Annotated in this window: 22 protein-coding genes; 11 read left to right on the top strand and 11 right to left on the bottom strand. The window is 61.8% G+C overall.

Going from position 1 to position 21141, the window contains the following annotated elements; translation table 11 throughout:
• Positions 1 to 9: 9 nt before the first annotated feature.
• The 4 genes from ACS0VV_RS07205 to ACS0VV_RS07190 all read right to left on the bottom strand — a co-directional run bounded on the left by ACS0VV_RS07205 (position 10) and on the right by ACS0VV_RS07190 (position 2433).
• Positions 10 to 447 carry a response regulator gene (locus ACS0VV_RS07205; RefSeq protein WP_483532043.1) on the bottom strand — a complete coding sequence of 146 codons (438 nt, stop codon included), beginning with the start codon at positions 445 to 447 and terminating at the stop codon, positions 10 to 12.
• 86 nt (positions 448 to 533) lie between these two features.
• Positions 534 to 953, bottom strand: a complete 420-nt coding sequence (locus ACS0VV_RS07200; RefSeq protein ID WP_483532042.1) for an MAPEG family protein — start codon at positions 951 to 953, stop codon at positions 534 to 536.
• Positions 953 to 1396 (bottom strand): MAPEG family protein, encoded by a 444-nt coding sequence (locus tag ACS0VV_RS07195; protein WP_483532041.1) that lies wholly within the window; start codon positions 1394 to 1396, stop codon positions 953 to 955. The genes ACS0VV_RS07200 and ACS0VV_RS07195 overlap by 1 nt, the downstream gene beginning before the upstream one ends.
• 65 nt (positions 1397 to 1461) lie before the next feature.
• Entirely contained in the window at positions 1462 to 2433 is a 972-nt protein-coding gene (locus ACS0VV_RS07190; RefSeq protein WP_483532040.1) for a threonine ammonia-lyase, read from the bottom strand.
• Positions 2434 to 2694: 261 nt separating this feature from the next.
• Here ACS0VV_RS07190 and ACS0VV_RS07185 point away from each other — a divergent pair, with 261 nt between their 5' ends.
• From ACS0VV_RS07185 to ACS0VV_RS07175, 3 genes are read left to right on the top strand one after another with little or no spacing between them, the layout of a single operon-like run.
• On the top strand, positions 2695 to 3753 hold the full coding sequence (locus tag ACS0VV_RS07185; protein WP_483532039.1) for a 1,9-bis(guanidino)-5-aza-nonane synthase: 1059 nt from the start codon (positions 2695 to 2697) through the stop codon (positions 3751 to 3753).
• Between the two features lie 7 nt (positions 3754 to 3760).
• Positions 3761 to 4456: a DUF4760 domain-containing protein gene (locus ACS0VV_RS07180; RefSeq protein WP_483532038.1), complete on the top strand. Its 696-nt coding sequence runs from the start codon at positions 3761 to 3763 to the stop codon at positions 4454 to 4456.
• On the top strand, positions 4453 to 4950 hold the full coding sequence (locus ACS0VV_RS07175; protein ID WP_483532037.1) for a GNAT family N-acetyltransferase: 498 nt from the start codon (positions 4453 to 4455) through the stop codon (positions 4948 to 4950). The genes ACS0VV_RS07180 and ACS0VV_RS07175 overlap by 4 nt, the downstream gene beginning before the upstream one ends.
• Here ACS0VV_RS07175 and ACS0VV_RS07170 read toward each other — a convergent pair.
• Positions 4947 to 5900 carry a DUF3137 domain-containing protein gene (locus tag ACS0VV_RS07170; protein ID WP_483532036.1) on the bottom strand — a complete coding sequence of 318 codons (954 nt, stop codon included), beginning with the start codon at positions 5898 to 5900 and terminating at the stop codon, positions 4947 to 4949. The genes ACS0VV_RS07175 and ACS0VV_RS07170 overlap by 4 nt on opposite strands.
• A 73-nt stretch (positions 5901 to 5973) precedes the next feature.
• On the opposite strand from ACS0VV_RS07170, the gene ACS0VV_RS07165 reads away from it, so the two are divergent.
• Positions 5974 to 6525: a LemA family protein gene (locus ACS0VV_RS07165; protein ID WP_483532035.1), complete on the top strand. Its 552-nt coding sequence runs from the start codon at positions 5974 to 5976 to the stop codon at positions 6523 to 6525.
• A gap of 147 nt (positions 6526 to 6672) precedes the next feature.
• Positions 6673 to 7878, top strand: coding sequence for a type III PLP-dependent enzyme (locus ACS0VV_RS07160; RefSeq protein WP_483532034.1), 1206 nt, complete (start codon positions 6673 to 6675; stop codon positions 7876 to 7878).
• Positions 7879 to 7899: 21 nt separating this feature from the next.
• Here ACS0VV_RS07160 and ACS0VV_RS07155 read toward each other — a convergent pair whose 3' ends face one another.
• The 3 genes from ACS0VV_RS07155 to murI all read right to left on the bottom strand — a co-directional run bounded on the left by ACS0VV_RS07155 (position 7900) and on the right by murI (position 12369).
• Positions 7900 to 10077, bottom strand: coding sequence for a putative bifunctional diguanylate cyclase/phosphodiesterase (locus ACS0VV_RS07155; RefSeq protein WP_483532033.1), 2178 nt, complete (start codon positions 10075 to 10077; stop codon positions 7900 to 7902).
• 145 nt (positions 10078 to 10222) lie between these two features.
• Entirely contained in the window at positions 10223 to 11443 is a 1221-nt protein-coding gene (gene hemA / locus ACS0VV_RS07150) for a 5-aminolevulinate synthase (protein WP_483533512.1), read from the bottom strand.
• Positions 11444 to 11580: 137 nt separating this feature from the next.
• Entirely contained in the window at positions 11581 to 12369 is a 789-nt protein-coding gene (murI, locus tag ACS0VV_RS07145; RefSeq protein WP_483532032.1) for a glutamate racemase, read from the bottom strand.
• Positions 12370 to 12485: 116 nt separating this feature from the next.
• On the opposite strand from murI, the gene plsY reads away from it, so the two are divergent.
• From plsY to ACS0VV_RS07115, 6 genes are all read left to right on the top strand, one after another.
• The gene (gene plsY, locus ACS0VV_RS07140) at positions 12486 to 13097 is read left to right on the top strand and encodes a glycerol-3-phosphate 1-O-acyltransferase PlsY (RefSeq protein WP_483532031.1); all 612 of its coding nucleotides are present in this window, start codon (positions 12486 to 12488) and stop codon (positions 13095 to 13097) included.
• Complete coding sequence (gene dprA, locus ACS0VV_RS07135; RefSeq protein WP_483532030.1) at positions 13094 to 14203, top strand: DNA-processing protein DprA; 1110 nt, start codon at positions 13094 to 13096, stop codon at positions 14201 to 14203. The genes plsY and dprA overlap by 4 nt, the downstream gene beginning before the upstream one ends.
• Positions 14204 to 14215: 12 nt before the next feature.
• The gene (locus ACS0VV_RS07130; RefSeq protein ID WP_483532029.1) at positions 14216 to 14920 is read left to right on the top strand and encodes a hypothetical protein; all 705 of its coding nucleotides are present in this window, start codon (positions 14216 to 14218) and stop codon (positions 14918 to 14920) included.
• Positions 14921 to 14995: 75 nt separating this feature from the next.
• A complete protein-coding gene (gene topA / locus ACS0VV_RS07125; protein ID WP_483532028.1) occupies positions 14996 to 17533 on the top strand; it encodes a type I DNA topoisomerase in 2538 nt (845 codons plus the stop codon).
• Between the two features lie 79 nt (positions 17534 to 17612).
• A complete protein-coding gene (locus tag ACS0VV_RS07120; RefSeq protein WP_483532027.1) occupies positions 17613 to 17852 on the top strand; it encodes a hypothetical protein in 240 nt (79 codons plus the stop codon).
• A gap of 19 nt (positions 17853 to 17871) precedes the next feature.
• Positions 17872 to 18522, top strand: a complete 651-nt coding sequence (locus ACS0VV_RS07115; RefSeq protein WP_483532026.1) for a response regulator — start codon at positions 17872 to 17874, stop codon at positions 18520 to 18522.
• Between the two features lie 10 nt (positions 18523 to 18532).
• Here ACS0VV_RS07115 and era read toward each other — a convergent pair whose 3' ends face one another.
• Genes era through lepB form a run of 3 tightly spaced genes read right to left on the bottom strand, consistent with a single transcriptional unit; the run spans position 18533 to position 20909 of the window.
• Positions 18533 to 19435 carry a GTPase Era gene (era, locus tag ACS0VV_RS07110; RefSeq protein ID WP_483532025.1) on the bottom strand — a complete coding sequence of 301 codons (903 nt, stop codon included), beginning with the start codon at positions 19433 to 19435 and terminating at the stop codon, positions 18533 to 18535.
• Positions 19432 to 20103 carry a ribonuclease III gene (gene rnc / locus ACS0VV_RS07105; RefSeq protein ID WP_483532024.1) on the bottom strand — a complete coding sequence of 224 codons (672 nt, stop codon included), beginning with the start codon at positions 20101 to 20103 and terminating at the stop codon, positions 19432 to 19434. The genes era and rnc overlap by 4 nt, the downstream gene beginning before the upstream one ends.
• Entirely contained in the window at positions 20100 to 20909 is an 810-nt protein-coding gene (lepB, locus tag ACS0VV_RS07100) for a signal peptidase I (protein ID WP_483532023.1), read from the bottom strand. Before lepB ends, rnc begins: the two co-directional genes overlap by 4 nt.
• Positions 20910 to 21141: the final 232 nt, after the last annotated feature.

Here is a 21141-nt window from a genome sequence, read left to right as displayed (position 1 = left end):
TCTTTCATGTCAGATCATCCGCATGGCGGGATGCGCACTGGCGGGCATATGTTTCAGATGCCGCTGCGTCGCGCCGACCTGCCGTGCCTTGAGAACTTGCCGCACGCGGAACAGGAGCATCTTCTCGCTGAAGGGCTTGCGAACATAGTCCTGTGCGCCGTGGTAATAGGCGATCTGTTCTTCGCGGATGCCCGTCACCGCCGTCAGCATAATGACCGGAATATCGTAAAGCCGCGGCGAATTGCGCAACCGGCGCAGCAGCGCGCTGCCGTTTTCGCGCGGCATATTCTGGTCGAGCAGGATGAGGTCGGGCTTGCGCTTCACCAGCAGTTCCATCGCCGCCTTGGTGCTGTTCACCCAGCCGCAGCCATGGCCCGCATTGGTGAGGATGTTGGCGGCCATTTCGGCCACAATGTCGTCGTCATCGACAATCAGGATATACGCCATCGCCCATGCTCCTTCTTTGCCCGGGGCATGGCTGTTGTAAACGACGGTGGTGCAGGGCGGCTGAAGCGTGCCCTGCGCAGTAATCCCTAGAACGCTGCGAGCGCCGCCAGCACGATCAGCGCGATCAATACCAGCGAGGATGCCGCAAACAACGCAAAGCGGATCACCACACGGTTGATGGTCGCCTGCACCAGCGAATGCACCACCCGCAGCGCGACATAGGCCCAGCCGAGCAGCGCGGCGAGGCCATTACCTGCTTCGAGCAGTGCGAGCGCCAGTGCCACGGCATAAAACACCGTCGGCGCTTCGTGCAGGTGGTTGTAATTATGCGCTTTCCACTGGATGTGCGGCGGCAAGGTGCGGTCTAGGCTCGCATCGGGATTGCGCGCCAGACTGTCCGGATCGACCTTTGCGGCGGACATGGCGGGTAGCCGCGTCGCATACATCCACAGCCACATCACCATCGTCCATGCGGCCAGCGCGACGACCGGTTGCAGAATCTCCATCAGAGCGTAGCCATCAGCGCGCGGATGGCGAGATAGGTGAGCGCGAAGGTACTCAGCAGGAACAGCATGAAGCGCACCGGGATTGTGTTCACCAGCGCCTGCCACAGTGAATGCGCGATGCGCAGCACGGTGTAGAGCCATGCGGCGATCACCATGTCCTGCGTCGGGCCGACCATGGCGAGGATAAGCACCACGGCATAGAACAGCGTCGGTTGCTCCATCAGATGCGTATAATTGTGCGATTTCCAGTTCACATTGTCAGGGATCAACCCTTCAAGATCCTGTCCGCGACCACCCGCCTTGCTCTTGCTCACCGAGCCGGTGGAGCCGCGCGCCTCGCGCATCGCTTTCATCGCCGGAAAGCGCGTGAACGCCATCCAGAACAGCATGACAATCGACCACACAATGAGTGCGGCGGCGGGCGCAAGAATGGCGGTATTCATGTGGTGAACTCTTCCCGAAAGACCGGGCAAGAGTTACCGCACCCAATTAGATTGTCAATTGCAACTTAATCTGCGCTCGCCAACACCTTTGCAAACGCGGCCGCGTCGGTATTGCCACCGGTCAGCATCACCGCCGTGCTGTCATCAAGCACCACTTTGCCCGCCAGTACCGCCGCCAGCGCCGCCGCGCCGCCGGGTTCGACGACGAGCCGCAAATGCGCAAAGGCGAAGCGCTGTGCGTCGCGGATTTCCTTCTCCGACACCCGCGCCCATTCGGTGCAGCGTTCCTTCATCACTGCAAAGTTGATGGGGAACGTGGCAAAGGTCTGGATTGCGTCGCAGGCGGTGGGGGGCGGGTTTGCGCCAACGCTCTGGATTTCGCCGCTTTCAAGGCTGCGGCACACATCGTCCCAGCCTTCGGGCTCGCACGGCACAATGCTCGCATCGGGGCAGGCGAGGGCGAGACCTGCGGTGAGTCCGCCGCCCCCGCAGCACACAACGATGCGCGACACTTCGCGCCCGGTCTGCGCTTTCATCTGCGCCGCGATTTCGATCCCCGCACTGCCTTGCCCTTCGATCACCCACGGGTCGCCATAAGCATGGGCGTAGATCGCGCCCTTTTCCGCCGCGATGGCCTTGGCGATTTCCTCGCGGTTCTCGGTCATCCGGTCATAGGTGACGACACGCGCGCCATAGGCGGCGGTGCGCTCCAGCTTCACGCGCGGAGCGTCCTGCGGCATGACGATGGTCGCCTCAACGCCGAGCATCCGCGCGGCGAGTGCGACCCCTTGCGCATGGTTGCCGCTCGACACCGCGACAACCCCGCGTGCGCGTTCCTCTGCGGACATCTCGGTCAGCCGGTGCCACGCACCGCGGATTTTGAACGCGCCCATGGGTTGCAGGCAATCGGCCTTGGCCCAGACGGTGTGACCGTTCGCTTCGAAGGGCAGCAGCGGGGTCGGCGGGAAGTGGGCGGAGATGCTTGCGGCTGCGCGCAGCACGCCTTCACGGGTGGGTTGTCTGGTATCTGTTTCCATCGTCACGATGGTCTGCCGCTTTCCTACAGAATTGGAAAGATGCTGGATGACTCCACTATGCGGATCTCCCCTGAATTTTGGCCTCTATCCCGCGCTGGAAGCGGGTTTGCGGGGGTGCGATGGCCCTCGCGCTTTTTGCTCCAGGACCGTGTAACAGGTGTAACAGGTTCGCCGTTCCCTCTTCCCTTTTGCGGCGTTTTGGGGAACGGGGGAGCCACGCGGCCCGTTGATCGGGCAAACCGGACAGGAGTCGAATGCAACATGAGTGACAAGCCCATCAACGATACGCGCAAGAAGGAACTGCTGAGCACGCAGGTCGAACATATCGACATCACCAGCTTCGATGCCCGTCCGATCGTCGATTCGATGAAGAAGATGAGCTTCACCAGCCGCGATCTCGGCCGCGCGACCGAAATCTACAACCAGATGCTGGCCGACAAGGATTGCACCATCTTCCTCGTCATCGCAGGCTCGACCAGTGCGGGCGGTTGCATGGATCTGTATGCCGAGCTGATCCGCTCCAACATGGTCGATTGCGTCGTGGCGACGGGCGCGACGATTGTCGACATGGACTTCTTCGAAGGGCTTGGCCACAAGCACTACCAAGCGCTGGAAGTGCCCGATGATGACACGCTGCGCTCGCTCTATATCGACCGCATCTATGACACCTATATCGATGAAGAGCAGCTGCAGGACTGCGACTTCACCATCAACGCCATCGCCAACAGCCTTCCGCCGGGGCCCTATTCGAGCCGCGCGTTCATCCGCGAAATGGGCAAGTATCTGGTCGAGCACGGCAAGAAGGACAACAGCCTCGTCAAGCTGGCTTACGAGCATGACGTGCCGATCTTCTGCCCGGCTTTCGTCGACTCGTCCGCCGGTTTCGGCCTTGTGAAGCATCAGGTCGACCAGATGGCCAAGGGGGAGCCCTATCTGATGATCGACGCGGTGGCGGACTTCCGCGAGCTGACCGACATCAAGATCAAGGGCGGCGAAAGCGGCCTGCTGATGATCGGCGGCGGGGTGCCCAAGAACTTCATCCAGGACACGGTGGTGTGTGCCGAAATCCTCGGTCACGAAGACGTGTCGGTGCACAAATACGCCGTGCAAATCACCGTCGCCGACGTGCGCGATGGTGCGTGTTCGTCCTCGACGCTGCAAGAAGCGGCAAGCTGGGGTAAGGTCTCCACCGCGATCGAGCAGATGGTGTTTGCCGAGGCGGGCAGCGTGATGCCGCTGCTCGCCTCCGACGCCTATCACCGCGGCCACTGGAAGACCCGCGAAAAGCGTCGCTGGGCAAAGCTGTTCGCGGGCGAGTAATCCTGCAATGCTGGTGGCGATGACGATGGAAAGCCAGGCGACCGAGAACCTTCTCGCGCTTGTCGCACTGGTAATCTCCGTCATCGCCGCCGCTTACAGCTGGTGGGTCAGCCGCCAGCAGATGAAGCTGGAACGGCACATCGCCGCACGCGATGACCGCGTTGAGAAGTCGACCGCCTATCTCGAGCTGGAGATGCATTCGAGCGAGGCGTTTCGTTATGCCGCTGTGAATTGCGAGGCCATGCAGATTTACGCGGCGACAGAGCGTCCGCCGCGTTTGCCGCGCGGAGACCGCAAGAATGCCGATATCGCGCGCCAATACTACTACCAATGCCTGAATATGTTCGAGGTTTGCTCGAACTTCCGACGCAATGGCGTGATCGACAAGCAAGTCTATGCAAGCTGGGTTTCGTGGTTCCACGAAGTGCTTGATCAATGGTATTTTCGCGAGCTTTGGCAGCGTGGTATGCGTGACAACTACACCACCGATGTCCGGAACTTGCTGGATGCCGGCATCCAGATTTACGCGCAGGTTAGCGATCCCGACGAACGCCTCCGGCAGTTCTATTTGGCGGCCAGCCATATGATGGGGGGATGCGAGATCATTCGCGATTGGCTCGACGGTATTGACCATGTACCCGAATGGCCCCCGAAGGAGCATGGCAAGCTCGTGATGGTGCCGCGCGGGGGTGCGGGGCAGTGAGCGACACCCTCACCTTCCACTGGAACGCGGACGAGGACGTCTCCGACGCCGCCGCCTTTGCTGCCAGCGTGATCGGCGCACAGCCTAGCTATATCAGCCACGGCGAAATCCAGACGGGCCTCAGCGATGATGGCGAAAGCTGGATAGCGAACCTTGCCGAACGCTACGCTGCCGACTTCGCCGATCCGGGTGACCGCGATATGCTAGTGGCGCGCGGAGAGGGCGGGGCGATATGCGGGATGCTGATCGTCGCATTTGAACACGGCCAACACCGCAGCTTTGCCGTGATCGAGGATATGGCGGTCGATCCGCAGGCGCGTTCTACCGGCATAGGCAGCCAGTTGCTCGATCGGGCGATGGCGCGGATCGAAGAGCGGGCGATCGACTGGGTCTTCCTCGAAAGCGGGCTGCAAAACGAGGACGCGCACCGCTTCTTCGAAAAGAACGGCTTCAAGAAGCTCTCCAGCGTGTTCGGGAAAAGGCTGAGCGGCTAAACGCCCGTGCGCGCCTCGCGGCTGTTCAGCTCTTTGGCGAGGTCGGACAGGCGCATGAACTGGTCTACCGTCTGCTGGATCTTAGCCCGGTCGTCGCTCGCCTCGATGCTCCCGCTCTCGAACATATTGCCGGTTTTGAGCGTGACGACGAGGCTGCCCTCATGGAAGATCGTCGCCACATCGTCGCCGTGATAGCTCTTCTCGACGGCGATCAGCCGCTCGACATAGAGCGGGTCGATCAGGGTGCGCGCTTCCACCTGGTCGGTGGTGTAAATGTCAAACCGGTCCTCGAAATCGGGATGCGTCATATCGGCGTAGTCGAGCTGCATATCGCCGACTTTCACACTGTCCGACTTGCCGCCCCAGAACTTGCGATAGGCATTGTCCTTCACCAGAATCGTCGTCCCTTGGAACCGCTTGGAATACCCGATGCTCATTATCAGGCCGTGGAAGACGGTAACCCAGCGCGTATTCTTGCCGGAGCCGCGCCTCTCCTCCAGTTTGGCCTCGTGCACGCTGAACGGGATGGTTCCGAAATGACCCCGCCATTCGTCTTCGAAATGGGCGCGGTCGTGACTGGGCAGCACCTTGCACGCCTTCGCCAGCTCGAACGGCATTCCCGGCTCACAATCATGGCTGTAGCTGAGGCCAAGGGCATCGGCGATGGCATCGTTGATGCCGACCTTGACCGCTTTGACCGCGTTCATGACCGGCATATACGCCCAGCCAAAACCGATCGCACCGAAAACGAAGGCGCCCCAAATGACCGGCGCCAGATCGAAATTGAAGGCGATCAGCACGAAGGCCGCCAGCGGCAACAGCACGACAAGGACGGTAAAGCGCCGGCTGCGCATGGTCTTCTTCGCGTCTTCGCGCACCCCCTCCTGCTCGCGGAGCCACGCGCCCAGCGGTCCGGCCAGCAGCGTATCCACATCAGGACGTTCGATCATCGCTTACCCCCTTTTCCCCATGCCGCTTTGATGGCACACAAGGGTCTCACAGGGGAAGGGCAAGGAAGCAATCATGGAATTTATCCTCATCGGCATTGTCATTGTGCTGGTCGTCGTCGTTATCGGTATTTACAACCGGCTTGTCGGCTTGCGACAGAACGTCAATCAGGGGGTGGCCGATATCGACGCGCAATTGCGCCAGCGGCACGATCTGATTCCCAATCTGGTGAACACCGTGAAAGGCTATGCCAGCCATGAGGCGGATACGTTGGAAGCGGTGATCGCTGCGCGCAACAAGGCGGCGAGCGGTTCGGTCAATTCGCAGGACGAAGCGGCGTTGCGCATCGCGCTCGACAAGGTGCTGGCGCTGGGTGAGGCCTATCCCGATCTCAAAGCCAACACCAATTTCCAGGAATTGCAGCGCGAACTCGCCAATGTCGAAGACAAGCTGGCGGCAGCGCGCCGGGCACTCAACGCGGCGGTATCGCGCTACAACACCGGGCGGGAAAGCTTCCCTGCAGTGCTGTTTGCCGGTGCGCTGGGCTTTCAGCAGGCCGATTTCCACAGGCTCGACGACAGCGAGAAGGGCGTGGTCGATCAGGTGCCCAATGTGGACTTCTCCTGACCGAAAGTCTGCGTAAGAAACGACGCGAATTCACTTGCAATTAAGCGGGGGCGCTTTATTTCCGCGCTTCCGCTGCCCCATGGGACACCCTCCGCAAGGCAGCCAGCTTGAACGCTAATGGTTTAACGCCTTAGGGGGTCCCTTGAATTGCACCAGTTTCCAGACGCAAAGGCTGTAGTTTCGGCGCTTGAGCCGGACGAACCTGTAATCCTCACGCGCCCCCACGCGGCGGCGCGCGCTGCGCGCTTCTTTGTCGAGAAGTTTCCGGGCACGTCGATGTATGCAGTGAAGGCGAATCCCTCGCCTGATCTGCTGCGCGTGCTGTGGGACAATGGTGTGACGCATTACGATGTCGCTTCCATTGGCGAAGTGCGTCTGGTGCGCGGACTGCTGCCGCAAGCCAAGCTGTGCTTCATGCATCCGGTGAAAACTCCGCGCGCCATCCGCGAGGCCTATTTCACGCATGGCGTGCGCACATTTAGCCTCGATACGCTCGACGAGCTGCAAAAGATCGTCACCGCGACGACCGATGATGACGGCGTTGAAGCTAGCGATCTGCAACTGCTGGTGCGCCTGCGGGTTTCCTCCGAGCATTCGGAGCTGTCGCTCGCGGCCAAGTTCGGCGTCGATTTGGTCGATGCTGCGCCGCTGCTGCAGGCGACCCGCCAGCATTGCGACGCGCTGGGTATCTGTTTCCATGTTGGCAGCCAGGCGATGACGCCGTTTGCCTATGTGCAGGCTTTGGAGCGGGTGCGTGCAGCCATCGCAGAAGCCGCCGTAACCGTGGACATCATCGATGTGGGCGGCGGGTTCCCGAGCGAATATCCGGGGATGGAGCCGCCGCCGCTCGAAGACTACTTCGCGATGATCCACCGCCATTTCGAAGCCCTGCCGATTTCCTATTCGGCGGAACTTTGGGCGGAGCCGGGCCGTGCCTTGTGCGCCGAATATTCGTCCATCATCGTGCGCGTCGAAAAGCGCCGCGAGAACGAGTTGTATATCAATGACGGTGCCTATGGCGCGCTGTTCGATGCGGCCCATGTGGCATGGCGCTTCCCCGTGCGCGCGCTTGAGGATGATCTCATCAAGCCGCTTGGTGAATTTGCCTTCTATGGTCCGACTTGCGACGACGCCGACTATATGGCCGGCCCGTTCCTTCTGCCCGAAGATATTCAGGCGGGGGACTATATCGAGATCGGGATGCTGGGTGCCTATGGCGCAGCGATGAAGACTGATTTCAACGGTTTCGGCGCGGTTGAAGGCGCGATTGTAACGGACGAGCCGATGGCCAGCCTCTATCGCGGCGATCGCACCGATCCGCGCGAAAGCGACAATGTGGTGAGCCTGCGATAGAATTGCACGGGCGCGCGGGGCTTAGCTTCCGCGCGTCACCTGCACTTCCAGAAACTGCGGTGCCGATTTTGGCCCGTCGCCCATCATTTGCGCGGGGTAATTACCAGGCGGTAGTGCGGCCAGCGGCATACCTGCGGCAGCCAGCGCGTAGGGCGAGACGCGGTGCCGGGTGACAAGGCCACCCGCTCCATCGCTAACCAGCGGTGTTTCAAACTCCACCCCGATGATGGCATCCTGTGAGCGGCGCACCGTGCACACCGCCAATTGCCCGCCGCCGAGATCAAGTACCAGCCCGGTGCCCACCGGCACACCCACTAGCCCCTCGATCCGAGAGCCTGTCTGAGAAAGGTCCCGCATAACCGCCTCGTAGCGGTTGTCTTCATGGATCACGCCAATGCGGCGGAAGACCGAGCGGCGTTCTGGCCGGTACGTCTCGGGGCCACTCGGTTCGATCTTGTAGCCGCCATTGGCGATGATTTCGACGATGTCGCTTTGCGGGCGGGCTTTGGAGTAGATCCAGCCCTGAATGTATTTCGCCCCTTTGGACGTCACCAGCTTGAATTGGTCGAAGGCCTCGACGCCTTCCACGGTCACATCCATGCCGAGCGCTTCGGACAGGCCGATAATCGCGGTGATGATCTTGGCGCTGTTCTCGTTCTTCTGGGTGCAACTGTCGACGAAGCTCTTGTCGACTTTCAGCTTGTCGAACGGCGCGTTGCGCAGATAGCTGAGCGAGGAATAGCCGGTGCCGAAATCGTCGAGCGCCAAGCGGACGCCAAGCGCCTTCAGTGTCTTGAAAGTCTGGTCTGTGGTCTCGCTGTCACCCATGAACACCGTCTCGGTCAGCTCCAGCTCCAAGCGGTCGGGCGCTATGCCGGTTTCGGCCAGCACCTGCGTGACGACTGCGGGAAAGCCCTTATTGGCAAACTGGCGCGCCGAGACATTGACGGCGATGCGCACCGTTTCCGGCCATTGTAGCGCATCCTCGCAGGCGCGGCGCAGCGCCCATTGGCCAAGCTGGTTGATGAGATCGCTTTCCTCCGCCGCCGGTATGAAAACCCCGGGGCTGACATTGCCGCGTTCGGGGTGCTCCCAGCGCATAAGCGCTTCGAAGCCTACTACGGCATTGTCGCTGGTGCGGACGACCGGCTGATAGTGGAGAGCCAACTGCTCGGTCGCCAGCGCCTCGCGCAGATCGTCGAGCAGTTCCTGCCGTTCCTGCTCTACATCTTTCAGATCGGCGGAGTAGAAGCGATATGTGCCGCGCCCGCTGTTCTTTGCGGCGTAGAGCGCAAGGTCGGCCCCGTGGATGATCTCCTCGGCCTCCAGTCCGTCATAAGGGGCGATGGAAATGCCGACAGACGCGCCGATAATCGCGCGCTTGCCCTCCAACTGATAAGGCGAGGTGAGCATCTGGATGATCTTCTCGGCAAGATCGCCCAGTTTGCCGCGATCATCCTCGTCGGGCATCACGATCTGGAACTCGTCGCCGCCCAGTCGCCCGACTTCGCAACCGCTGGGGACAACCGCCATCAGCCGTTCGGCGACTTGCCGCAGCAGATCGTCTCCGGCCTGGTGGCCCATCGTGTCGTTGACCTGCTTGAACTTGTCGAGATCGAGCATCAGCAGCGCGCAGGAACGCTTCTCGCGCTTATAGGCGGCGAGCGTGCTTTCCAGCTTGCGGTTCATGCGGTGGCGGTTCGCAAGGCCGGTGAGCGAATCATATTCGGCCAGCCGCGAATCCTCGCGCGCGCGCTCATACGCTTGGGTGATATCCTTGGTACTGCCGCGATAGCCGAGGAACTTGCCCTCCGCATCGAACAGCGGATGGCCGGACAGGGCCCACCAGCTTTCCTTGGGTGTGGGTGCACCGGGCTGCCGGACCGGGCGCACCGGCAGATCGGTGATCTTCTTGCGCGACTTCAGCTGAAATTGCAGCGGGCGGTCGGAACGGTCGGAATTTTCGGGATCGATTTCGAAAAGGTCGGGCAACGGCTTGTCGAGCAGGCTTGCAAGACCCTCTTCCAGATGCTCGTCTGCACTGGGGGAGAGATAAATCAGCCGGTCCTCGCTGTCGGTGGCCCAGATCCACGCGATGCCCGTACGCTCGTAATCGTCGAGTATTTTTATACGCGCCTGTGTGTCATCGGCGGAGATAATCCGCGACCCAGTGCGATTGGGTCCACTACCGCCAGCCAAACCTCTAAGAAGACCACCAACTGCCATTACGTACCCACACAGACTGCCACGCCGGAAAGGGTGGCTGAAACGCCTATGCTATGGCAGATATGTGGTTACCAAGCGGCTAACACTTGGGCGGCGCAACCGGGTTCGATGCGCGATTTTACGCCGCTTTGAGCAGTTGTAGGTCGAGCCGGTCCCAGATTTCGACAAGCGCCTGCGTCAGCTCGGCCATCATCGCTTCATTGTGCATCGGGCCGGGGGTGAAACGCAGCCGTTCGGTGCCGCGCGGCACGGTCGGGAAATTGATCGGCTGCACATACACGCCGTATTCGGCGAGCAGGATGTCGCTGATCTGCTTGGCGCGCACCGGATCACCGACCATCAGCGGGACGATATGGGTGGTTGAATCCATCACAGGCAGGCCGGCGTCACGGAACAGGTGCTTGAGCGTCGCGGCATTGGTTTGCTGCGCATCACGCTCCACGCTGCTGGCCTTCAGGTGACGCACTGACGCCAAAACGCCAGCGACAAGTGCGGGGCTGAGCGAGGTCGTGAAGATGAAGCCGGGGGCGTAGGAACGGATGCAGTCGATGATCTTGCGGCTCGACGCGACATAGCCGCCCATCACGCCGAACGCCTTGCCCAAAGTGCCCTCGATCAGGTCGATCCGGTGCGCCGCTTCGTCCCGCTCCGAAATGCCGCCGCCATGCTCGCCATACATCCCCACCGCGTGGACTTCGTCGATATAGGTGAGGGCGTTGTACTTCTCGGCGAGGTCGCAAATTGCGTGGATTGGCGCGACATCGCCGTCCATCGAATAGACGCTCTCGAAGGCGATGACCTTTGGCGTGTCCGCATCCTCGGCGGCGAGCAGTTCTTCCAGATGCGCGACGTCATTGTGCCGGAACACCCGCTTCTCGCAGCCCGAATTGCGGATGCCGGCGATCATGCTCGCATGGTTCAATTCGTCGGAAAAGATCACGCAGCCGGGTAGCAGCTTGGCAAGGGTGGAAAGCGTCGCATCGTTCGAGACGTAGCCACTGGTGAAAAGCAGTGCGGCTTCCTTGCCGTGAAGCTGCGCCAGCTCGGCTTCCAGCTCGACATGGAAATGCGTGTTGCCGCCGATATTGCGCGTGCCGCCCGAACCTGCGCCGACATCGTGCAGCGCTTCTTCCATCGCGGCGATCACTTTGGGATGCTGGCCCATGGCGAGGTAATCGTTCGAGCACCACACGGTGATCGGCTTCGGCCCGTTGTGCCCCGCAAAGCAGCGCGCATTCGGGAACGCGCCCTTGTTGCGCAAAATGTCGATGAACACGCGATAGCGGCCTTCGGTGTGAAGGCGGTCAATGGCGGAATCGAAAACCTGATCGTAGTTCACGGCGCACACTCTCACTGCGACATTGCGCAGCGACTTAGGGAAGGTTGGCAAAGGTTTGAAGCACGAAGTTTGCGAGGCGTTCGCAAGTAGGAATGCGCCTTAGGGAATTCCGTGACAGACCTGCCCCAAAACAGGTGTCAGAATTGCACGACGCGGGTGAGGCCATAAGGGGCCAAAGCGGCGGAAAGCGCGGGATCGGGCGCTCCTGTGGTGACTGCAAAGCTGCCAGCGGAATTATCGAATTCCTGACTTTCTGTGAGCGCAACAATGCGGCGAGCAATGCCATCTGCGCCGTCGATAAAGGCCACCTCACCGCCCATGGCTTCGCACAATTCCTCCTCGACGAGCGGGAAATGGGTGCAGGCGAGCACGACAGTGTCGATTGCTTCGCCGCCCGCTTGATCGCGCAGGCCCGCCACAGCTTCAGTGAAAATTGCAGGGTCGGGCGTACCGCCGCGCAACTTCGTCTCCGCCGCGCCGACGAGCCCGGGGGCGGCGTGGCGGATCAGCGTCTTCCCGCTCGCGAATTTCGCTTCGAGATCGTCGACATAACGCTGGCGGATCGTCGCTGCGGTGCCGAGCAGGCCGATCGTGCCCGTTTTGGTCAATGCCGCCGCGGGCTTGATTGCGGGCACCGTGCCGACAATCGGCACATTGAGAACCTCGCGCACCATGCCCAGCGCAATCGTGCTCGCGGTGTTGCAGGCGATGCAGATGAGGCGCGGCGCGTAGCGTTCGCTCATCCGGCCGAGCAGTCCAGCGACGCGCGCGGCGATCTCCGCCTCGGTCTTCTCGCCATAAGGCAGGCCCGCAATATCGGCGGCGTAGATCACCGGCACATCGGGCAAAACCCTGCGAAGCGCGCGCAGCACTGTCAGCCCGCCAAGGCCGCTATCGAACAGCAATATGGGAGATTTTGCGTCCAAATCCGTTTCTTTCGCGCCAGCCTTCGCTTGTCGGAGGCGAGCAATTGCGGTTTAACGCGCTTTAGGAGCAAGCGCGGGTTGTCTTCAAGCACTTGCAGACAAGACAAGGGTTAGGCGTGGAAAATTTCATCGGTTTCGCAATCGGATATCTGTGCGGCTCGATTCCGTTCGGCCTCATTCTGGCGTTGGCAACGGGCAAGGGCGATATCCGCAAGACCGGATCGGGCAATATCGGCGCAACCAATGTGCTGCGCACCGGCAGCAAAGGGCTGGCGGCGGCCACCCTGCTGCTCGATCTGGCAAAGGGGCTGGTGCCGGTGCTGCTGGTGACGCAGTGGTACGGCGTCGCCTCGGTCATGCCCAATGCCGCGTGGGGGCCGGTGCCGTTCGCGGCGCTCGGTGCGGTGCTGGGGCATTGCTTCCCCGTCTGGCTCGGCTTCAAGGGCGGGAAGGGTGTAGCGACCAATGCGGGCGTGGCGTTCGGCCTCGCATGGCAAATCGGGCTTGCCTACGCGCTTGTGTGGATCGCCGTGCTGGCAATTGGCCGGATCAGCTCGGTTGCGGGGATGAGCGCGGTTGTCGCGGCGGCAATCGCTGCGGTTGTGCTGGGCTTCGAACCCTTTGTACCGGTGCTGGCAGTCATTGCGGTGCTCATTATCTGGCTCCACCGCGCCAATATCGGTCGGCTGATGAAGGGTGAGGAACCCAAGGTCGGCAGCAAGAAGTGACTGGCGCGCCCAAGCTCAGTCAGGAAGAGGCGTTTGCGCGCATTCGCCTGCTGCGCTCCGCCAATATCGGGCCGGTGAGCTATGCGCAGTTGCTGGCGCGTTTCGGCACGGCGGCAGTGGCGCTGGAGGCTCTGCCCGATCTCGCCGCGCGGGGCGCCAAGCGCAACTACACGCCTGCCGCGCGCGACCGGATCGAGCGCGAGATTACCGAGGCGCGCAAGGCGGGTGCGCGCTATCTCTTCCACGATATGCCCGACTATCCGCCGCTCTTGGCGGAGATGGAGAACGCGCCACCGATCATCACCATGCGCGGCCGGATCGAGCTGGCGAGCCAGCCCTGCGTGGCCATGGTCGGCGCACGCAATGCCTCGGCAGCGGCGGTGAAGCTGTCGCGCGATTTCGCTCGCAAGCTGGCGGAGGCGGGGTTTGTGGTTGTGTCAGGTTTGGCGCGGGGGATCGACGGGGCGAGCCATGAAGGCGCGATGCCGAGCACTATCGGCGTGATCGCCAGCGGGATCGACATCGCCTATCCGCCGCAGCACGCGAAATTGCAGGAGCAGATCGCGCAGGAGGGACTGCTAATCGCGGAGGAGCCGCCCGGCACCGAACCGCGCGGGCAGCACTTCCCGAAGCGCAACCGCATCATTGCCGGGCTAGCCATCGGCACGGTGGTGGTGGAGGCGGCGGTCAAGTCCGGCTCGCTTATCACCGCGAGGCTTGCCGCAGAGGCGGGGCGCGAGGTGATGGCGATCCCCGGCAGCCCGCTCGAAGCGCGCAGCCATGGCTGCAATCACCTTATCCGCGAAGGCGCGGTGCTGGTGCAGGAGCCTGAGGATGTGATCGAACTGCTCACCGGCTTTGACGGCGTGCCACGCTCCAGCTTCCGCGAGCCTGTATCGCCCGCCGATTTCGCGCCGCTAGAGGAACCGACTGAAGCCGAAACCGGCGAAATTGCTGCGATGCTCACCAACGCGCCGGTGTCGGTCGATGAGTTGATCCGCCAATCGGGCGCGAGCGCAGGGGCGGTGCAGATGGCGCTGCTGGAATTGGAGATTGCGGGCCGGCTTGAACGGCACGCGGGTGGGAAGGTAAGCCTCACCGCATAAAAGGGGAAGATTATGGAAAACGAACTTACGGTGCAGGAGGTTGTCGAGGGTGTACTCGCCAAGGTTCAGGAAAATATGCAGATGCTCGTCGTCTTCGTGTTGACGCTGACAGTTTTGGGTACGGTACTTCAGGGCGGCTTCTTTTTTGTTGGCGATGGAGACATCGCCGGCTTTGAAATACCTTCCATTGTCCAAACGGTTTTCGGGATCAGCGCTGGTGTCGCCGGTATAGCGCTGGTCATCGTTGCGATTGTCGCCAGCTACTTGCTGTGGGAATTGCTTCTTCGCCGCGCCGGTTATTATCCGCCAGACAGAGAGCGGCGTTTCTTCCGATATGTTGCGCAAGCTATCTTGATCGGCATCGGAACCGGAATCGGGTTCATGTTGCTGATCATTCCGGGTCTCATCTTCGGTGCGCGTTGGGCCGCAGCGCCAGCGTTTCTTATCGCCAACAAGCGCGGGACAATCCAGTCAATCGGTGACAGCTGGGATATGGTGAGTGGCAATACTACGCCTGTCGTCTTGGCCTATCTGATTGGGGTGGCGATTATGTTTGTACTCGGATTGGCTTTAAACGTTTCCGGTTTTGGTTTGGTCGCGATCTTCCTTGAGAACCTCGTCAGCAACATTGGCACAGTTCTGACAATTGCACTGGGTGTGTTCTTGTACGACAGGCTACATGGGCGGAGCGAGACGCTATCGCAGGTGTTTGACTAAATCGCGCTTGACGAATCCGCCACGCGTCCCAACCCTCGCGCGTACGTACACGTGTAAGGGTCGGTCCACACCATCATGCAATTAGTCATCGTCGAATCGCCCGCCAAGGCGAAAACCATCGAGAAGTATCTGGGCAAGGACTATAAGGTTCTCGCCTCTTACGGCCACGTCCGTGATCTGCCGCCCAAGGATGGCAGCGTTCGTCCGGACGAGGATTTCGCGATGGATTGGGAAGTCTATGCCGACGCGCGCAACAAGGCGCAGGTCAAGGCCATCGCCGATGCGGCGAAGAAGGCTGACCGTCTGATCCTCGCCACCGACCCTGATCGCGAGGGCGAGGCGATCAGCTGGCACGTGATGGACTTGCTCAAGAAGCGAAAGGCCTTGCCTGCCGAGGTGGAGCGGGTGACGTTCAACGCCATCACCAAAGCGGCGGTGACCGAGGCGATGAAGAAACCGCGCCAGCTCGATCAGGATCTGATCGACGCCTATCTCGGCCGACGCGCGCTCGATTACCTGTTTGGCTTCACCCTCTCCCCCGTGCTGTGGCGCAAGCTGCCCGGGGCCAAATCGGCGGGGCGCGTGCAGTCGGTCGCGCTGCGCCTGATCTGCGAGCGTGAGCGCGAGATCGAGCTGTTCAGGGCGGACGAATACTGGTCGGTCGTCGCCAAGATGGCGCATGACGGGACGGATTTCGACGCGCGTCTGGTGAAGTTCGATGGCAAGAAGCTCGAACGACTTTCGCTCGGCAACAAGGGTAGTGCGGATGCGGCCAAGGCTGCGGTGGAGCAGGGGCGCTTTACCGTCGAGGAGGTCGAGACCAAGCCGCTGAAGCGCAATCCCGCGCCTCCCTTCACCACCTCCACCTTACAGCAGGAGGCCGCGCGCAAGCTCGGGTTCTCCGCCAGCCACACGATGCGCTGTGCCCAGTCGCTGTATGAAGCGGGGGCGATCACCTATATGCGAACCGACGGCGTGCAGATGGATATGAGCGCCATTCTCGCTGCGCGCGATGCCATCGCCGAACGGTTCTCCGAAGACTATCGCCCCGAAAAGCCGCGCTTTTACCAGACCAAGGCGAAGAACGCGCAGGAAGCGCACGAGGCCATTCGCCCGACCGATTTCCGCAAGGACCGCGCCGGTTCGGGAGACGAAGCCAAGCTGTATGACCTGATCTTCAAGCGTGCCATGGCCAGCCAGATGGCGACCGCGCAATTGGAGCGCACCACTGTTACCCTGCGCGATCCGACCGGTCAGCACGAGCTGCGCGCCACCGGCCAGGTGGTGAAATTCCCCGGCTTCCTGGCGGTGTACTCCGAGAGCTTTGACGAGAAATCGGACGAGGATGACGACAATCTCCTCCCCGCTATGCGCAAGGGTGATGCACCCGCTAAGAAGGATGTGGAGGCGACGCAGCATTTCACCCAGCCGCCGCCGCGTTTTTCCGAAGCCTCGCTGGTGAAACGACTGGAGGAACTGGGCATCGGTCGCCCTTCGACTTACGCCTCCACCATCCAGACACTGCGCGACCGCGACTATGTGCGGATGGAGAAAAACCGATTCTTTGCAGAGGATTCAGGGCGGCTGCTAACAGCGTTTCTCGAACGTTTCTTCCCCACCTATGTCGCCTATGATTTCACCGCCAGCCTTGAAGACGAGCTGGACGAGGTCTCCGGTGGGCGCGCGGAATACAAGGCACTGCTCGAAAGCTTCTGGAAGGACTTCAAGCCCAAGAGCGACGAGGTGATGGAGCAGAAGCCTTCGGAAGTGACCGAAGTGCTCGACGAATTCCTCGCCGATTTCCTCTTCCCGCCGCGTGAGGATGGCCACGATCCGCGCTGGTGCCCGCTTTGTGCCGAGCAGGGCCGCAATGGCGGTGAACTGCACCTGCGCGGCGGGCGTTTCGGCGCCTTTATTGCCTGCGTCAATTACCCGGAATGCACCTTCCGCCGCAAATTCGGCCAGCCCGGCGGGGAGGACGGTTCGGACGATGGCGTTATGGGCGAACACCCGGAAACGGGTCAGGCGATCTCGCGCAAATCGGGGCGGTTCGGGCCGTACGTTGAGATGGGCGAGGGCAAGGAAGCCAAGCGCGCCTCGATTCCCAAGGATGTGGATGATTTCGGCCTCGAATGGGCGGTGAAGCTGCTCGACCTGCCGCGCATTATCGGTGCGCATCCGGAGACGGGTTTGGAAATCGAGGCCGCGATAGGGCGTTACGGCCCGTATCTGCGGCATGACGGCAAGTACGCCAAGCTCTCCAGCACGCGCGATGTGTTCGAGACGGGCATGAATGCTGCCGTCACCCTGCTTGCCGAAGCCGCCAATCGCGGCGGACGCGGGAGCAATAGCCGCGAGCCATTGAAAGTCCTCGGCCAGACCGAGGCGGGTGATGACGTGAAGCTGATGGACGGCCGCTACGGTGCCTATGTAACCGACGGTACCGTGAACGCGACACTGCCAAAGGATAAGGACAAGGATGCACTGACTCTGGAAGAGGCGCTGGTGCTGATCGCGGAAAAGGCCGCGAAGGGACCCGCGAAGAAGAAGGGCCGGAAGAAGTCTCCCGCGAAGAAGAAGGCACCTGCCAAGAAGAAGGCGGCAGCGAAGTAACGCCGCCGTCGCTTGCCCCGTTCGCAATTCATCAACCAATCTTGTCTAGGCCCTAACCCCGACATCAGGGGCGTGCCACGTGATCGAGATCGAAATCCAGAACGAAACAGACCAGACGCAGCAGCGCCTGCGCTTTGCCGCGGTGCCGCGCATTGGCGAGGGGCTGCGGTTGAAGGACAAGAGCGGCTTGTGGGAGACCTATGATGTGCTCGACGTCTGGTACCAGAAGGCCGAATTCGGCGATGTCTGGGTGCCCTATATCCATGTCCGCGCTGCGGCGGCGACTGCGCCGCTGATGGCGGCTTCCAGCGGCTATTGACGGTCAGAGGGATCACGCGATGCAACATCTGATCAAACGCCAGACCGGGATGCGCGCGGGCGAGGGCCTGCTGAAGGACAAGCGCACACTCGCCGAACGCCTTGCCGATGCGCGCAAGGCGCCGAGCCTTATCGAGCCAGAGGCGGATGAGGCGCTGGAACCGCTCGAACTGACCGAACTTGCGCCCGAACAGGATTATGACATCGACCAAGTGGTGGAAGCACTCACCGATGTTGATGCGACCGATGCCATTGTGGCGCAGGCGATGGCCGCGCGCGGTGATGCGGGTGTGGCGAACGGGAAGGGCAAGACCTGCCTCGTGGTCGATGACAGCCGCGTTGTGCGCAAGCTGGCGGGCAAGATCGCCGCCGAACTGGGTTACAACGTGATCGAGGCCGAGGACGGCAAGGAAGCGCTGCTGCGCTGCGAGAAAGCGATGCCCGATCTGATCGTGACCGACTGGCAAATGCCGGTGATGAGCGGCCCCGAATTCGTCAGCGCGCTGCGCGAACTCCCTACAACCAGCCGCCCCACGGTCGTGTTCTGCACGTCAAAGGGCGAGGCGAAGGACATCCACACCGGCATCGGCGCGGGTGCGGATGACTACATCGTCAAACCCTTCACCGAAGAGGCGTTGAAGGCGAAACTGGCTAAGGTGAGTGTGGGCTGAGGCACGGGCCCTAGCGCACCCAGTCGAGCCCCATTTCTTCAAACATTTCGCGGCTTTCGGCCCAGCGTTCATCGACTTTGACGTGGAGGAACAGGTGGACTTTCTGGCCGAGGATTTCGGATAACTCCTTGCGCGCCGCTTCGCCGATTTCCTTTATCCGCCGCCCCTGTTTGCCGAGCACAATCGGCTTCTGGCTGTCGCGCGCGATCACGATTTGCTGGCGGATTTCGACGGAGCCATCGGGCCGCTGCTCGTAGCTTTCCGGGCGCACCGCGGCGTCGTAGGGCAGTTCCTCGTGCAGCTGGCGGTAGAGCTGCTCGCGCGTCACCTCGGCGGCGAGCAGGCGTTCGGAGGCGTCGGAGACCTGGTCTTCGGGATAGTGCCACGGGCCTTCGGGCATCAGTCCGGCGAGATGCTCCTTCAATTCCGGAACACCGTCGCCCGTTAGCGCCGAGACGAAGTAGACTTCGGCAAAGTCGGCCAGCTGCGTCAGCTCTTGCGCCAGTTCGAGCAGCGGCTCCTTCTTGCTCACATCGACCTTGTTGAGGACGAGGATCTTGCGCTCCGTGCGATCCTTCAGCCCCTCAAGTAGCGGCATCAGCTCGTGCCGCCGCTGCTTCACCGGGTCGACCACCAGCAGGACAGCATCTGCCGCCGTGGTACCTTCCCAAGCGGCGCTGACCATCGCGCGGTCAAGCCGGCGCTTGGGTTCGAAAATGCCGGGTGTATCGACCAGCAGGATCTGCGTTTCCCCATGCAGCGCAATGCCCAGCAGGCGCGCGCGGGTCGTCTGCGCCTTGGCCGAGGTGATGGCGACCTTCTGCCCCACCAACTGGTTCACCAGCGTTGACTTGCCCGCATTGGGCGCGCCGATCACGGCGACGAGGCCGCATTTGCTTTCCGTCTGGCTCATCCGAACCTCTCCATAAACAGCCGCGCCGCTTCGGTTTCCGCATCGCGTTTGCCACTGGCCACCGCCTCGACCTCGCCGACCTTGTGGACGCGCACGCGCACGGTGAAACGGCGGGCGTGGTCGGGGCCGTCAATGCTCGTCACTTCGTATTCGGGCGGGCGGCGCTGGTTGCCCGCGGCCCATTCCTGCAATGCCGATTTGGGGTGCTTCGACTGGCCCGTCTTGCCGTCCACAGCATCAGCCCAGAAGCGCCGGATGAGCGCGGCGGTTGCGTCAAACCCGCTTTCGAGGAAGCTCGCGCCGAGCAGCGATTCCATGATGTCACCCAGCACATTGTCGCTGTCATGCGCGCCGTCTTCGCGGGCCTGTTTGCCCATCAGCAGATGCCCGCCAACGCCGAGTTCGCGGGCACGTTCGGCACAGGCACCCTTGGCGACCAGCGCGTTCAGCCGCTGTGCCATGCGGCCTTCATCGCTCTTGCCATCGGCGTAGAGCCAGTGGGCGATGGTGAGGCCGAGCACGCGGTCTCCCAGAAACTCCAGCCGCTGGTAATCGCGTTTCGCGCCCGTGCTGCCATGGGTCAGCGCCTCGGCCCACAGTGTCTCGTCACCAATGGCGAAGCCATGGGCTTCGAGCCAGCCCCGCGTCGCGGGATCGAGCCCGCTCATATGCCCTTGAACATCCGGCCCCAGCGCACACCGCCGCCCCACGACCAGTACATGAAGCTTGCCTCGCCAACGAGGTTCTCGACCGGCACCAGCCCGATGCCGCGCTGTGCCTCGGCGGGGAAGCGGCTGTCCAGTGAGTTGTCGCGATTGTCGCCCATCAGAAACAGTTGGCCTTCGCCCACGATGAACGGCGCGGTATTGTCTTGCGGCGTCACACCCAGATCGAGGATGTTGTAAGTGACACCGTTGGGCAGCGTCTCGCGATACTGCGGATTGCTGCAAGCCGGGCCTTCTCCGGTCGAGATGGTCGTACCACGGCAATCTTCGCCTGCTTGCAGCGGGATGACGAAGTCTTCGACCTGTTCCATCTCCACGGGCACATCGTTGATGTGCAGCACGCCTTCCACCATCTGCACCGTGTCGCCCGGCAGGCCGATCACGCGCTTGATGTAGTCGCTGCGGTCAACGGGGTGCTTGAAGATCACCACATCACCGCGTTCGGGCAGCGTCTGGAACAGGTGCCAGTCACCCGCCTCGGGATCGAGCGGCAGCGCGGCGCGCGAATAGCCATAACTCCACTTCTGCGCGAAGAGATGGTCACCCACCAGCAGGCGCGGCATCATGCTTTGCGAGGGGATGTTGAAGCTGGTGAAGGCGAAGGTGCGGAAGATCAGCACCACGATCACCAGCTTGACCAGAAACCAGCCGAAGCTCTTCCAGTCCTCTTCCTTCGCTTCCGGCTTGGCGGCTTTGGCAGGCGCTGCGCCGGCGGGCTCTTCGATCTCTCGGATATGCTCTTCAGACATGGGCGTAACCCTTGTTGCGGAGCGGCGCGAAGGTCAAGCATTTGCAGCAGCCTGCCCGCCGATTCCCGCCATTTCCGGCGCCAAATCCAACGAACCTGTTACACCTGTTACACGGTCCTGGGGCAAAAACTCCGGCCTGCGCGAGGGCAGGGCCGTGGGAACGTTCACGCATAGCTATTTCGCGGTTTGCAATCATGGCCAAGGCGCGTAGCCATAGGGTCCAATTGTAGGA

This window comes from Aurantiacibacter sp. KMU-128 (assembly GCF_056933515.1).
The sequence above is the reverse complement of the archived record's forward strand: the minus strand, read 5'-3'. Positions and strand labels throughout refer to the sequence as shown.